This window comes from Micromonospora sp. NPDC004551, assembly GCF_040609975.1.
GTDB lineage: Bacteria > Actinomycetota > Actinomycetes > Mycobacteriales > Micromonosporaceae > Micromonospora.
This window is the reverse complement of the sequence record NZ_JBEXLM010000010.1, coordinates 119,501-133,978: the sequence shown is the minus strand read 5'-3', so window position 1 is coordinate 133,978 and position 14,478 is coordinate 119,501. Positions and strand designations below refer to the sequence as shown.

The 14,478-nt window shown below is 75.3% G+C and carries 11 protein-coding genes; 8 read left to right on the top strand and 3 right to left on the bottom strand.

Annotation, left to right across the window (positions count from 1 at the left end; all coding sequences use genetic code 11):
• Positions 1-52 precede the first annotated feature (52 nt).
• On the top strand, positions 53-355 hold the full coding sequence (locus ABZW14_RS14720) for a hypothetical protein (RefSeq protein WP_355345440.1): 303 nt from the start codon (positions 53-55) through the stop codon (positions 353-355).
• Entirely contained in the window at positions 352-1,986 is a 1,635-nt protein-coding gene (locus tag ABZW14_RS14715; RefSeq protein WP_355345437.1) for an amidase, read from the top strand. Before ABZW14_RS14720 ends, ABZW14_RS14715 begins: the two co-directional genes overlap by 4 nt.
• A 78-nt stretch (positions 1,987-2,064) precedes the next feature.
• Here ABZW14_RS14715 and ABZW14_RS14710 read toward each other — a convergent pair whose 3' ends face one another.
• Together ABZW14_RS14710 and ABZW14_RS14705 are read right to left on the bottom strand one after the other, a co-directional pair.
• Positions 2,065-2,700, bottom strand: coding sequence for a DJ-1/PfpI family protein (locus tag ABZW14_RS14710; protein WP_355345434.1), 636 nt, complete (start codon positions 2,698-2,700; stop codon positions 2,065-2,067).
• 28 nt (positions 2,701-2,728) lie between these two features.
• Entirely contained in the window at positions 2,729-5,968 is a 3,240-nt protein-coding gene (locus tag ABZW14_RS14705) for a heavy metal translocating P-type ATPase (RefSeq protein WP_355345431.1), read from the bottom strand.
• A gap of 220 nt (positions 5,969-6,188) precedes the next feature.
• On the opposite strand from ABZW14_RS14705, the gene ABZW14_RS14700 reads away from it, so the two are divergent.
• The 3 genes from ABZW14_RS14700 (at position 6,189) to ABZW14_RS14690 (ending at position 10,600) form a co-directional block, all read left to right on the top strand.
• Positions 6,189-6,386: a heavy-metal-associated domain-containing protein gene (locus ABZW14_RS14700; protein WP_355345428.1), complete on the top strand. Its 198-nt coding sequence runs from the start codon at positions 6,189-6,191 to the stop codon at positions 6,384-6,386.
• A 23-nt stretch (positions 6,387-6,409) separates the two neighbouring features.
• Entirely contained in the window at positions 6,410-7,480 is a 1,071-nt protein-coding gene (locus ABZW14_RS14695; RefSeq protein ID WP_355345425.1) for an NAD(P)-binding domain-containing protein, read from the top strand.
• A gap of 129 nt (positions 7,481-7,609) precedes the next feature.
• On the top strand, positions 7,610-10,600 hold the full coding sequence (locus tag ABZW14_RS14690; protein ID WP_355345422.1) for a BTAD domain-containing putative transcriptional regulator: 2,991 nt from the start codon (positions 7,610-7,612) through the stop codon (positions 10,598-10,600).
• Here ABZW14_RS14690 and ABZW14_RS14685 read toward each other — a convergent pair.
• On the bottom strand, positions 10,597-10,836 hold the full coding sequence (locus tag ABZW14_RS14685) for a heavy-metal-associated domain-containing protein (RefSeq protein ID WP_355345419.1): 240 nt from the start codon (positions 10,834-10,836) through the stop codon (positions 10,597-10,599). The two genes, ABZW14_RS14690 and ABZW14_RS14685, sit on opposite strands and share 4 nt — an antisense overlap.
• Positions 10,837-10,974: 138 nt before the next feature.
• Between ABZW14_RS14685 and ABZW14_RS14680 the strand changes: the two genes are divergently transcribed.
• Genes ABZW14_RS14680 through ABZW14_RS14670 form a run of 3 tightly spaced genes read left to right on the top strand, consistent with a single transcriptional unit; the run spans position 10,975 to position 14,447 of the window.
• Positions 10,975-11,106, top strand: coding sequence for a hypothetical protein (locus ABZW14_RS14680; RefSeq protein WP_355345416.1), 132 nt, complete (start codon positions 10,975-10,977; stop codon positions 11,104-11,106).
• A gap of 37 nt (positions 11,107-11,143) precedes the next feature.
• Complete coding sequence (locus tag ABZW14_RS14675) at positions 11,144-11,917, top strand: ABC transporter ATP-binding protein (RefSeq protein ID WP_355345413.1); 774 nt, start codon at positions 11,144-11,146, stop codon at positions 11,915-11,917.
• Between the two features lies 1 nt (position 11,918).
• Positions 11,919-14,447 (top strand): ABC transporter permease, encoded by a 2,529-nt coding sequence (locus tag ABZW14_RS14670; RefSeq protein ID WP_355345410.1) that lies wholly within the window; start codon positions 11,919-11,921, stop codon positions 14,445-14,447.
• Positions 14,448-14,478: the final 31 nt, after the last annotated feature.

The following is a 14,478-nucleotide window of genomic DNA, read 5'->3' as shown; positions in this document are numbered from 1 at the left end:
GTTCGGCTCACTTCGATGGAACACGGCGACGTGCAGCACCAGAGGAGCACCCATGGCCGCTAATCCGCCCACCGACGCCGAGCTGAACGTCCTGATCCGGGCCCGGCTCGCCGCTCTCGGTATCGACCTCGACCAACTCCCGCCCGGCAACACCCCCGACCCGGAGACCGGCTCGCCCGGCCAGGAGTCGGTGCTCGCCTCGCTGCGCTCGTTCCTGCGCGGCACCGTGACGGCGCTGGCCGCGTACCAGATGCCCGCCCCCGGCGCGACGGACCCCGCTGTCGGGAGGGCGCTGTCGCAGCAACACGTGCCGGTCCTGTACCCCTCGAACAGCGCAGAATGGCGGAAGGCATGACTGTCGAACCACTCGACCGCTCGATCGACCGCCGGGCGTTCCTGGCCCGCGCCGCCGCGCTGGCCGTCGCCTCCGCCGCGGGCGCCACCGTCGCCGCGCCCTCGACAGCGGTGGCGAACAGCGCCCTGGCCGTGAACCCGGGGACGACGAGCCGGGCCCTGGACCGGCCCAACGCCTACACCCGGCCCCGGCCGGAGGCCGTCACCGATCCGACCGAGCTGACCATCGCCGAGGCGGCGTGGCTCATCCGCGCCGGCAAGCTGACCCCCGAGCAACTGGTCGAGGCGTACCTGGCGCGCATCTCCACGTACGACGGCACCTACCAGGCCTTCAACCTGGTGCTCGCCGAGGCGGCCGGTGCGGCGGCCCGCGACGCCGCCCAGCGGCCACGGACCGGCGCACTCCACGGCATACCACTGGCGATCAAGGACAACTACTTCACCGAAGGCGTCCTCACCACCGCGAACTCCTTCCTGTTCCAGGACTTCGTGCCGCCGTACGACGCGACGGCGGTGGCCCGGCTCAAGGCGGGCGGCGCCATCGTCCTCGGCAAGACGCAGATGGGCCCGCTGGCCACCACCCGTGCCACCACCCCCGCCGGCGTGGTCACCACCGTGAACGCCTGGACACCGACCAACCGCAACACCGACCCCGGTGGGTCATCCACCGGCACCGCCACGGCGGTCGCCGGCCGCCTGGCCACCTCCGGCATCGGCACCCAGACCGGTGGCTCGATCACCGCCCCCTCGAACGCGCAGAACCTGACCGGGCTCAAGCCGACCATGGGCCGGGTGCCGGCGACCGGCGTCATCCCGCTCAGCTACACCCGCGACCATCCGGGCCCGCTGGCCCGGGACGCCAAGGATGCCGCCATCATGCTCACCGCGATGGCCGGCGAGGACCCGGCGGACCCGCGCAGCCAGGGGCTGCCCGACGTGCCCGACCTGATCGACGCGGCCACGCCGGTCTACCGGCGGGACCGGATCAGGCTGCGGTGGGCCACCAGGATCGGGGTGCTGCCCGGATTCACCAACGGCACCTCGGCCACCGCGGCGGCCCGCCAGGCGTACCTGGCCCAGCTCGCCGAGATACCCGGCGCCACGCTCGTGGACGTCGCCCTGCCGGACGGGTGGAGCCAGCTGACCGGTGGCACCTTCAACAACATCCGGCTGCCGGAGCGCAGCGAACCGTTCATGCCGTACCTGCGCACCGACCTGCGCGGCTTCGGTGTGTCGGTGACCAGTTGGCTGCAGGGAGCGCTGATGGGAGGCAACGAGTTCCTCACCGGCCAGCGAGCCAAGCTGCTGCTGATGGAACGGGTGCTCGACGACCTGTTCGACGTGTGCGACGTGGTGGTGCAGACCGACCCGGTGCCGTTCGACATCCTCGGTCTGCCGGAGATCGCCTTCCCGATCGGGTTCACGGCCGCCGGCGTGCCGATCGGCACCATTCTGGGCGGCCTGCCGTACGCGGAGGACCGGCTGTTGTCGGTGGTGGCCGCGTACCAGGCGACGACGGACTGGCATCTGCGCCGGCCCGCCGACCCGCCCGCCGCGGCCCGGATGCGCGCGGAAGCACCCGCTGAGGTGCTTCGGCTGACGGCCGAACAGGTCGCCGAACTCACCCAGTAGACCGGACGGAGGGCGGGAGACACTCCCGCCCTCCGTTCCACGCCGGCTCCCGAAGGGACAGCCGCCCGGGCAGGCTGCTCAGCCCAGCACCCGATGCGGGTCCGCGCGCAGCGCGGCGACCAGCGGTCCCGGCGCGGTACGCGGGGATCCAGCTCGGTACGGCGGCCGGGGGTCGTACTCGATGCCGAGCTGGATCGCCTGGGCGACGGCGTCCCCGGCGATCCGGCCGGCCAGCGTCAGCGCCATGTCGACGCCGGCCGACACCCCGCCGGCGGTGACGTACTTGCCGTCCACCACCACCCGATCCTCGGTCGGCTCGGCGCCGAACGCGGGCAGCTGGTCCAGGGCCAGCCAGTGCGAGGTGGCCCGGCGGCCGTCCAGCAGCCCGGCCGCGGCGAGCAGCAGCGAGCCGGTGCAGACCGAGGTGGTCCAGGTGGTGGTGGCGTCGACGGTGCACAGCCAGTCGAGCAACCGGGCGTCGGTCATGCGGGCGATCTGCCCGGGGCCACCCGGGACCACCAGCACGTCCGGGCTGGTCACCTCGTCCAGGGCGGCGGTGGCCGTGAGGGCGAGGGTGCCCATGTCGGTGGTGACCGGGCCGGGCCGGTCGGCGACGAAGACGGTACGGGCGCCGGGGAGCCGGCCGAGCACCTCGTACGGGCCGACGGCGTCGAGGGCGGTGAACCGGTCGAAGAGAAGGACGGCGATCTGCATGGCGTGTTCCTTTCCGGGTGTGGGTCGGTCAGCGGGCGTCGACGGTGAACGGCGCGGTGATCACGTGGCCGTCGGCGAGGCGGAACTGGCCCCAGAGCCGGTAGCGGCCCGGCCGGGGGAAGTCGACGTGCAGGTCCAGGTTCGGCCCGTAGGTCTGACCCGGCAGGGCGAAGACGGGCCGGCCGTCGGCGTCGGAGGTCTCGGCGTGCTCGTGGGCGAAGCTGTCGCCCGCCGCCGACATGACGACCACGTGACCGGCGGCGGCGAGGTACGGCCGCAGCCCGGTCAGCGGCCGGCCGGTGACCGCGTCGGCGAAGCGGTAGGTGAAGTGGCTGCCGCCGACCTTCGCGGTCCCGTCCAGGGTCACCTGCACGCCGTCGACGACCTGCTGCCGCCCGGACACCACCGGCCGCTGGTGGATGACCTCCGCGGGGTCGCCGACCACCAGGTCGTGCCGCTGCAGCACGTCGGTCAGCTCGCCCTTGCGCCGGAACTCGGTGTGCACGATGTACCGGCCGGGGGTGGGGAAGGTGAGCGTCACGTCGAACTCGCCGGGCCGGCTCGAGGGTCGCGGGTGGACGTGGGCGAAGCTGGCCAGGTCGTCGCGCACGACGATCAGGTGCATCCACGCCTCGTGACTGCGGCCCACGTCCCGGACCGGCCGGCCGCTCTCTGCGTCGGTGACCCGGATCCGCAGCGTGGCGGGCTGGCCGGGCACCACCGCGGCGGGCATCCCCACGTCGACCCGGACCCCGGCGTCCGCCGCGGGCACCGGTTCCGTCTCGGCGGTCATCATGGTGCTCATCGCGGGCCGCATCGGCATGCCGGTGTCCTGCGTCCAGGCCAGCACCCCGTTCATTCCCCGGCCGGCGGCGTCGGTGCGGCTGAGCGCGGTGAAGCCGGCGCCCACGGCGAGCGCGAGCGCGGCGACTCCGGTCAGGTACGCCCACTCACCGAGCCGGGCGCTCAGGCGGGGCCGCAGCGCGGCCGCCGTCTCGGGGCGGCGGAAGCGGCGCAGCCGCAGCGCGTTGGTGACCACGCTGACCGAGCTCATCGCCATGGCGGCTGCGGCGAGCGACGGGTCGAGCAGGATGCCCCAGGTCGGGTGGAGCACCCCGGCGGCCACCGGGATGAGCAGGGCGTTGTAACCGAACGCCCAGCCCAGGCCCTGCTTGATCGTGGTGACCGTACGCCGGGACAGCGCGATCGCCGAGACGATGCCGCGCAGGTCCCCGCCGACCAGGGTGATGTCGGATGCGGCGATCGCCACGTCGGTGCCGGTGCCGATGGCGATGCCCAGGTCCGCGCGGGCCAGCGCCGGAGCGTCGTTGATGCCGTCGCCGACCATCGCCACCACCGCGCCCCGATCCTGGAGGGCGGCGACCCGGGCGGCCTTCTCCTCGGGCCGTACATCGGCGATCACGTGTTCGATGCCGACCTCGCGGGCGACCACCTGCGCGGTGACCGGATTGTCGCCGGTCAGCATCCACACCTCCAGGCCCAGCGCCCGCAACTGGCCCACGGCCTCCACGGACTCGGGCCGTAGCGTGTCGGCGATTCCGACGACGCCGGCGAGCCGGCCGTCGAGGGCGACGTACGCGGGGGTGCCACCGGCGGCGGCGACGGCGGTGACCTGGCCCGACAGGGCGGTCACGTCGACGCCGTGGCGACGCATCAGGGCGGCGTTGCCGAGAAGCACGTCGCGGCCCTCGACCCGCGCCTCGACGCCGTGCCCGGGCACCGCCGCGAAGGAGTCCGCCGCCGGTACGGCGAGGTCGCGGGCGCGGGTGTGCCGGACGATCGCCTCGCCGAGCGGATGCTCCGAGCCGGTCTCGGCCGCTGCGGCGTAGGCCAGCAGACGGTCGGCGTCGACACCGTCGGCGGTGTGCACCGCGGTGACGTCGGGACGCCCGCGGGTCAGCGTGCCGGTCTTGTCCAGCACCACCGTGGTGATCCGCCGGGCCTGCTCCAGCGCCTCACCTCCGGAGATGAGGATGCCCAGCTCGGCGGCCTTGCCGGTGCCGACCATGATCGCGGTCGGGGTGGCCAGGCCGAGCGCGCAGGGGCAGGCGATGATGAGCACCGCGATGGCGGCGCCGATGCCGAGGGTCAGCCGCCCGTCGGCGGGTCCGGCGATCGCCCAGACGGCGAAGGTGAGCAGCGCCAGCCCGAGCACCGCCGGGACGAACCAGGCGGAGACGGTGTCGACCAGCCGCTGCATCGGCGCCTTGCCGCCCTGCGCCTCCCGGACCAGGCGAACGATCTGGGCGAGGGTGGTGTCCTGGCCCACCGCGGTGGCCCGGAACACCAGGGCGCCGGTCCGGTTGACGGTCGAGCCGATGACATGGTCCCCGGCGGTCTTCGACACCGGCATGCTCTCGCCGGTCAGCATGCTCTCGTCGACCGTGGAGGCGCCCTCGGTGACGGTGCCGTCCACCGGCACCTTCTCGCCGGGCCGGACCCGGACCAGGTCACCCACGACGACCTGGTCGACCGGTATCTCGATCTCGGTGCTGTCGCGGAGCACCCGGGCGGTCCTGGGACGCAGCCCCAGCAGTGCCCCGATCGCGGCACCGGTCTGCCGGCGCGCCCTGGCCTCCATCCAGCGCCCGGTCAGCACCAGCGCGATGACCACCACGGAGATCTCGAAGTAGACGTGCAGCGGCAGGCCGAGCCGTTCGGCCGCCGCCGGCCAGAGCGTGACGAAGGCGCTGTAGGCGTACGCGACCGTGGTACCCAGGGCCACCAGGGTGTGCATGTTGACGCCGCCGTGCCGGGCCGCGGCCCACGCCGCCCGGTAGAACGGCCGGCCCGCCCCGAACTGCACCACGGTCGCGACGACCAGCAGCGCCGGCATCAGCCAGTCCATCGCGTCGACGGACAGCGGCAGGTACATCAGGACCATCATGGCGAGTCCCGTGGCCAGGGTGAGCTGCCAGGTCCGCTTGAGCCGGGTGACCTCGCGATCCCCGGTCCGGGTCAGCTCGGCGTCGTCATCCGCGCTCTCCGCGGCCGGGGCGTCCGCCCGGCGGGGCTCGTCGGCCTGGACCGTGGCCGTGTAACCGGCCCGCTCCACCGCCGTGATCAGCGCCGGCGGGGTCACCCGGGCCGGGTCGTAGACCACGGTCGCCGTCTCGGTCGCCAGGTTGACCTCGGCTCGCTCGACGCCCTCGACCCGGCTCACCGCCCGCTCCACCCGCCGGACGCAGGACGCACAGGTCATCCCGCCGATGTCCAGCGTGCCGGAGACGACCGTCGGTGTCGTCATCGCACTGCTCCTCTCGTTACCGGGGCGTCGCAGGCGCCCTCGCTGGTCCGGCGGCCCTCGCCGGCCGGTGACGCCACGCTCCCGGCCGCTGCTGTCCGCCCGCTGTCCGCGACCCGTCTGCCCGTTCCGGCGTACGTGACAGGGCGCGGACAGCGCCGCCCGGCACGGTTCGCACCGCCGGGCCGCCACGAGGGCGGCCCGCCGAACGAAGGAGTGAACCGTGCACCAGCTCGTGCTCTCCGTGCCGAACATCAGCTGTGGCCGCTGCGTCGAGGCGATCCGGGAGGAGGTCGGCCTGGTCGCCGGGGTCCGTGCCGTGGCGGTGGACCTCGCGACCCGCACCGTCCGGGTCGACGGCGACGCCGGCCGGGCCGCGGTGGTGGCCGCAATCGGCGAAGCCGGCCACCAGGTCGCCTGACCGGTACGAGAGGAGACGGACCGATGGACCTGGACACTGTGATCGTCGGAGGCGGTCAGGCCGGGCTGGCGCTCGGCCACCACCTGCGCCGCGCCGGCGTGCCCTTCGCGATCCTCGACGCGCACGCCCGGGTCGGCGACGCCTGGCGGCACCGGTGGGACTCGCTGACCCTGTTCACGCCGCGCCGCTTCTCCGCCCTGCCGGGCCTGCCCTTCCGCGGCGCCCCGGACGGGCACCCCGGCAAGGACGAGGTCGCCGACTACCTCACCCGGTACGCCGCCCACTTCGACCTACCGGTGCGGCTCGGCTGCCGGGTCACCTCGGTCCGCCCCGGCACGGCGGGCGGCTTCACGATCGACACGTCGACCGGAAGCCTGTGCGCCCGGCGGGTGGTGGTCGCCGCCGGGGCGTTCCACACGCCCCGGATCCCCGACGTGGCCCGGAAGCTCGCGCCGCGGGTCGCGCAACTGCACAGCAGCCGGTACCGCCGGCCCGGCCAACTGCCGGGGCACGACGTGCTGGTGGTCGGCGGCGGCAACACCGGGGTGCAGATCGCCGCCGAACTCGCCGGCGACGGCCGCCGGGTGGCGCTCGCCGCGCCGACCCTCGGCCCGGTGCTGCCCCAGCGCTGGCTGGGCCGGGACATCTTCTGGTGGTTCTCCCGGCTGGGCACCATGCGGCTGAGCCCGGACAGTGTTCTGGGCCGCCGGATCGCCGCCCAGAACCCGGTGATCGGCACCGATGTGGCCGGGCTGCTGCGCCGGGTCGACCGGGTCGGTCGGGTGGTGGACGCCGACGGGGAGAGCCTCCGGTTCGCCGACGGCGGGCGGCGGCGTGTGGACGCGGTGCTCTGGGCCACCGGCTTCCGCCCGCACTACCCCTGGCTGGAGGTGCCGGTGCTGGACCCGTCCGGCGCGCCCGTCCAGCGGGAAGGCGTGACGGACTGGCCGGGGCTGTACTTTCTCGGCCTGCCCTGGCAACGCGCCCGGGGCTCGGCGGTGCTCGGCTGGGTCGGCCGGGACGCCGAGGTGCTGGCCGCCCGGCTGGCCGAGGACCGGCGGACGGCTCCGGTCCGATCCGTGATCCCGGCCTGATCGGGGCAGCTCACCGCCCTTCGGATGATCGTTGCGAGGACGGTCCGGACGTACCATGGGGCCCGCCCGGGCAGCCGCCCGGCGACCGGAGCGGGCCCAATGGCGTCCGCCGCGGCGGACGGGAGCGCGATGAGCCGGGACAGCGAGCCCACGGTGAGCTTCGGGGTGCTCGGCACCGTCGAGCTCCGGGTGGCCGGCCGCCCCGCCACGCCGCTCGCCCCGGCGGTCCGCGCGCTGCTGGCCCGGCTGGTCCTCGCCGCGGGCCGGGTAGTCTCCGCCGACGCGCTGACCGACGCGCTCTGGGGCGAGCAGCCGCCGTCCGACGCCGCGAACGCGCTGCAACTGCGGGTGTCCAAGCTGCGCCGCGCCCTGGCGTCCGCCGGGGCCGGCGGTGACCTGCTGGTCACCCGCGCCCCCGGCTACCAGCTCGCCGTCACCGCCGGCGCGGTGGACGCGTACCGCTTCGAGCGGCTGCTGGAATCGGCGCGCAGCGCGACCACCGGCGACGGGCCGGCCACGGCGCTGGCCCGCTTCGACGAGGCGCTGCGGCTGTGGCGTGGGCCGGCACTGGCTGACGTCGGGGACGCCGACTGGGCCCTCGCGGAGGCGGCGCGCCTGGAAGAGCTGCGGCTCGGCGCGGTGGAGGACCGGCTGGAACTGCTGCTGGAGGCCGGCCGGCAGGCCGAGGCGGTGGCCGACCTCGAACGCCTGGTCGCCACCCACCCGCTGCGCGAGCGGCTGCACCGGCTGCTGATGCTGGCGCTCTACCACGGCGGGCGGCAGGCGGATGCGATCACCGCCTACCACGCATTGCGCCACCGCCTCGCCGACGAGCTGGGCATCGACCCGGCACCGGAACTCCAGGCGCTCGCCGAGGCGATCCTGCGCCAGCAGGTGCCCGCCCCGGCCGTGGCCGAACCGTCCGCCCCGCCCGCGGCAGCACCGACCCGGACGGCGGCGGCGCCGACACCCGCTCGCCGCGCGCCGCAACGCGACGACCTGCCCCGCCGGCTGGCCTCGATCATCGGCCGCCAGGACGACGTGCACCGGGTGCTCGACCGGCTGCGCGAGGCACGGGTGGTGACACTGACCGGACCGGGCGGGGTCGGCAAGACCACCCTCGCGCTGGAGGTGGCACGCCACACCGACGATGCCCTCGCCGACCGGGTGCACCTGGTCCGCCTGGCCACCCTGCCGACCGGGACGGACCTGCCCGAGGCGGTCGCCGGTCAGCTCGGCGTGCCCGCCGGGGGGCCGGGGCCGGCGGCGAGCGCCGCGCTCGTGGCCTGGCTCGGCGCCGACCGCATCCTGCTCGTGGTCGACAACTGTGAGCACGTCATCGACGAGGCCGCGGAACTGGTCGAGCAGCTCGTCGCGGCCTGCCCGGCGTTGACCGTCCTGACCACCAGCCGGGAGGCGCTGGCCGTACCCGGCGAGACCCAGCTCGCGGTGGCGCCACTGGGCGTACCCGACGGGCCGGCCGATCTCGCGCGACTGGGCGACAGCCCGGCGGTGGCCCTGTTCGTGGACCGGGCGCGGGCCGTGCGTCCCGGGTTCGTCCTCGACGGGACGACGGCTCCGGTGGTGGCGGACATCTGCCGGCAGCTCGACGGCATGCCGCTGGCCATCGAGCTGGCCGCCGCGCGGGTGAAGGCGCTGCCGCCGGGCGAGATCGCGGCCCGGTTGCACGACCGGTTCGCCCTGCTGACGGCGGGCGCGCGGACCAGCGAGGCCCGGCACCGCACGCTGCGGGCCACCCTCGACTGGAGTCACGACCTGCTCTCCGAGGCCGAGCGGCGGTTGCTGCGCCGGCTGGCGGTGTTCCGTGGCGGCTGGGACCTGGCGGCCGCCGAGCGGGTCTGCGAGTTCGACGGCCTGGCCGCCGACGAGGTCCTCGATTTGCTCTTCCGCCTGGTCGACCGGTCCCTCGTGGTGCCGGATCCGACGACCGGCCGGTTCCGGCTGCTGGTCACCATCCGGGAGTACGCCGCCGCCCGGCTCGCCGAGGCCGGCGAGACGGAGGTGGCCCGCGACCGGCACCTCACCCATTTCACCGAACTGGCCGAGCGGTACGGACCGCACGCGCGGTCCGACACCGACGCCTGGGCGCGGTTGACCGAGGAGCACGACAACTTCCGCGCGGCGATCGACCGCTGCCTGGACCGGCGCGACGGGGTCGACGCCGGCCTACGGCTGGCGGACGCGCTCTTCCTGTACTGGAACTACGGCCCGCGCTACGAGGGGGTCCGCGCCCTGACCGCGCTGCTCGCCGCCGGGGTCCCGGCGCCGGCCGCCCGGGCCGCCGCCCTGCAGCGGATCGGCCTGCTCGGCGTCTACTACCCCACCGAGCAGACCCGGGCCGCGGCCCGGGACAGCGTGGTGGCGTTCGAGCGCCTGGGGGACCGGGTCAACAGCGCCACCTCCCGGCTGGTCGTCGCGTGGGAGGGCCAGTACGACGGCGACCCGGACCGGTACCGGACGATGGTCGCCCAGGCGGTCCGCGAGCGCGGCGACACCGACGACCCCTGGTGGCACGGGACGGTCCACTACGTCGAGGCGCTGCTGGACCTGCGGACCGGAGCCTTCGAGCGGTCCGCCGAGCAGTGGGCCCGCAGCCTCGAGTGGACGCGGAAGGCGGGCGACCTGCTGCTGCCCGCCGGGATCCTGGCGCACCTCGGCATCGCGCTGCGCGAGGCCGGTCGGCCCGACGAGGCGATCGCCACGCTGGAGGAGGCGGTGGCCGAGGCACGGCGCAACCCCTCCCCCCATGCGACGGCGTTCACGCTCGTGCAGCTCGCGCACACCCTTCTGGACCGGGGCGAGGTCGATGGGGTGACGGAACTGCTCACCGAGGCGGACGACACCGCCCGGCGCAGCGGCAACCCACGCTGCCAGGCCTGGGCCGCCTGGGGCCGGGCCCGGATCCGGTACGCGGAAGGCGACGCCGTCGGCACGGCGGACGAGTGCCGCCGTGCCCTGGACCTGCTGCGGGAGAAGGAGTTCCCGTGGGCGCGGCGCCGGCTCTGGTCGCTGGCGGCCGACGCGGCGACCGCCGCGGGTCGACCGCAGGAGGCCGACGCGGCCCGGCGAGCCGCCGCAGACCTGGCGGCGGGCCGCTAACCGGAGCAGTCCGGGCCGTCCGGGCACACCGCCAGGCCGGCCCGGCGCAGCGCGGCCGGATCCACCTCCCCGCCCACCCGCAGCGTGGCGGCGTCCACGTCGAACTCCAGCGACACCACCCCGGGCAGGTCACTCACCCGCCCGCTGACCGCGCGGACGCAACGCCGGCAGATCCCGGGCGGCAGCCGCACGGTCGTCACCCGCGTTGATGCCCCGCGCTCGTTCCGTTCCACCATGCCGCCAGCCTGGCCGGGGCCGCTGGCGGCCGGCTGTCCATCCGCTGTCCGCCCCCACCGGTTCGACAGCCAGCGTCCGGACAGCGCGACGGGCGACTCTCCTCGTGTCGCTGATCCGCACCAGACCGAGGAGTCGCCATGAACCACCTGCTCACCGCCGAGCTGTTTCAGCTGGAGCGCGCCGAGCTGGTCCGCCGGCTGCGCCGGGACCGGCACGTCGCCACCGTTCGCGCGACCCGCACCCCGCCGCACCGCCGAACCGCCCGCTGAGCACCCGCCCCCGACCCACCCAGCCAGGAGATCCCCGATGACCACGAGCACCGCCCCGGCGCCCGCCACCACCGTCGCCGTGCAGGCCCGGAACATCGTCCGTACCTACGGCCGCGGCGACGCCGCCGTCCGCGCCCTCGACGGCGCCACCGTATCCATCCCGGCCGGCCGGTTCACCGCGATCATGGGCCCGTCCGGCTCCGGCAAGTCCACGCTCATGCACGCGCTGGCCGGCCTCGACACCGTCAACGCCGGGCAGGTGCTGCTCGGCGGGACGGATCTCGGCCGGCTGACCGAGCGACAGCGCACCCTGCTGCGCCGGGACCGGATCGGTTTCGTGTTCCAGGCCTTCAACCTGGTGCCGACCCTGACCGCGCGGGAGAACATCGTCCTGCCGCTCACCCTGGCCGGCCGCCGGCCCGACCAGGGACGCCTGGCTCACCTGGTCGCCACCCTCGGCCTGGCCGACCGGTTACGGCACCGGCCCGGGGAACTCTCCGGTGGCCAGCAGCAGCGGGTCGCGGTGGCCCGCGCGCTGGTCACCGGCCCGGAGATCGTCTTCGCCGACGAGCCGACCGGGAACCTCGACTCGCAGGCGGCCGAGGCGCTGCTCGGCTTCCTGCGACAGGCCGTCGACGAGCTCGGACAGACCATCGTGATGGTCACCCACGACCCGCACGCCGCCGCGTACGCCGACCGGGTGGTGTTCCTCGCCGACGGCCGGATCGACGGCGAGCTCGACGCACCGACCGTGCCGGCCATCCTGTCCCACATGGCGCGCCTCGGCGCGCCCGCCGCCGGAGGGAACTGACATGTGGCGCCTGACCCTGCGTACCACCCTCGCCCGCCGGACCCGGCTGGCGCTGACCCTGCTCGCGGTCGTCCTCGGCGTCACCTTCGCCACCGGCGGCCTGATCCTCACCGACACGTCCGGCCGGCTGCTGGAGGACCAGTTCCGCACCGCGACCGCCGGCGTGGACCTGACCGTGCGGGACGCGGTCGCCTTCGACTCCGCCATGGGTGTCGAGGTCGCCCGGGACCCGCTGCCGGCGGGCCTGCCGGAGCGGATCGGCGCGGTGCCCGGCGTGGCCGCCGCCCAGCCACTGGCCCGGGGCCAGGGCCTGCTGGAGGTGGGCGGCACAGCGGTCGTGCCGAGCGGGGCGTCCGTGCTCTCCTCCTGGCTGCCACCGCCGGTGGGTGCGTTCACCGTCCGCAGCGGCCGGCCGCCGGCCGCGGACGACGAGGTGGTGATCGACGAGGACACCGCTCGCGGCCACCGGATCGGGCTCGGCGACACCGTGACGGTCCGGGCGAGCGACACCGCGCGGTTGCGGGTGGTCGGACTGGCCGGATTCGGCGCCCGCGACGGCCTGCCGAACAGCACGCTCGCCCTGGTCACCCTCCCGTCGGCGCAGCGCCTGCTCCGGCTCGGCTCCGCCGTTTCCGAGGTGGCGGTGGTCGCCGCGCCCGGCGTCGCGCCGGAGGAACTGCGGGACCGGATCCGTGCCGCCGTCGGTGCCGGCTACGAGGTCACGCCGAGCCGGGACATCGCGGCGGCCGGGGCGGCGGCCGCCCGCGACCAGCTCGGCTGGCTGCAACTGGTGCTGCTCGCCCTGGCGGCGGCGGCCCTGCTGGTCGGCGCGTTCCTGATCGCCAACACGTTCTCCATCGTCATCACCCAGCGCACCCGGGAACTCGCCCTGCTACGGGCCGCCGGTGCGACCGGCGGGCAGGTGCTGCGCTCCGTCCTCGGCGAGGCGCTGCTGGTCGGGCTCGCCGCCTCGGCCGTCGGGCTCGGCCTCGGCGTCGCCGCCGCCACCGGCATCCGGAACCTGGCCGGGGCATTCGGCGTACCGCTGCCGGAGGGCGGGCTGGTGCTGACCGTCCGGACCGTCCTGGTGGCCTTCGCCGTCGGCGTTCTCGTCACGGTCGGCTCGGCGGTCGGCCCGGCTCGGCGGGCCGCGGCGGTGGCGCCGGTCGCGGCGCTGCGGGAGGCGACCGCCGCCCGCGCCGGACGGCTCCGGGTGGTCTCGGGTGCGCTGGCCGCCGCGGCCGGCCTGGCCGCGACCGCGGCGGTGCTCACCGTCGACGCGCCGGTTCCGCTCCTCGGCGTGGCGGCGCTGGGCGCCGTCAGCGGGTTGGCGTTGCTCGGCCCGGCCATCACCCCGGCTTTGGTACGCCTCGTCGGCCGGCCTCTTTCCGCCGCCGGGGTGACCGGCCGGCTGGCCACCGCGTCGGCGGCCCGCGCCCCGCGCCGTACCGCAGCGACCGCCCTGGCGCTGGCCCTCGGCCTTGCGTTGATCAGTTTCATGGCCGTCCTCGGCACGTCGGTCAAGAGCTCGGTCCGTCAGTCGTACGCCGAGGTGATCACCGCCGATCACGTCGTGGAGAGCGCCCGCAACGAGATGCTCGGCGGCCTCTCCCCCACGGTGTATGACCGGGTGAGCCGGCTGCGTGAGGTCGCCGTCGCGTCCCGGCTGCGCTACGGCCACTGGCGCGACGGGGACGCCACCCAGGCTCTCACCGCCGTGGACCCGTCGACCCTGCCCCGGGTGACGTCCCTGCACTTCACCGCCGGCAACCTGGAGGCGCTGAACGGCGGGGGCGTCGTGCTGGCCGAGCACGTCGCCCGGGACCGGGGCCTGGCCGTCGGGGACGACCTGCCCATGACGTTCTCCCGCACCGGCACCCGCAGCCTTCCGGTGGTCGGCCTGCTACGGGACGGGGACGCCCGGGCGCTGTCCACCGACTACCTGGTCTCGCTGGACACCTTCGCCCGGCTCTACAGCGAGGAGATGGACGCGAGCGTGCTGATCCGCACCGCCGAGGGGACCGACCGGGCGGCCGCCGAGCGGGCGATCAGGATGGCCCTGGCCGAGACTCCGACCGCGCAACTGCGCGACCAGGCCGCCGCGGTGGCCGGCCGCACCCAGATGATCGACCAGGTGCTCGGTCTGGTGACGGTGCTGCTGATGCTGGCCGTGCTGATCGCGCTGCTCGGCATCACCAACACCCTCGCCCTCTCGATCACCGAACGCACCGCAGAGATCGGTCTGCTCCGCGCGGTGGGGATGACCCGCCGGCAACTGCGCTGGATGATCCGGGGCGAGGCGGTCCTCGTCGCCGCGCTGGCGAGCGTCCTCGGGATCGCGTTGGGCGGCGGCTTCGCCGCCGCCACGGTCCGGGCGCTGGGCCGCGACGCCCCGACCGTGCTCACGGTGCCGGCCGGCCGGCTGCTCCTGGTGCTGGCGGTCGCCCTCGCCGCCGGCCTCCTCGCCGGGCTGCTGCCCGCCCGGCGGGCCGCCCGGCTGGACGTCCTCGCCGCCGTCGGCACCCCGTGATCCCTCCCGGGCGGCACCGGCCGCGGCCGGT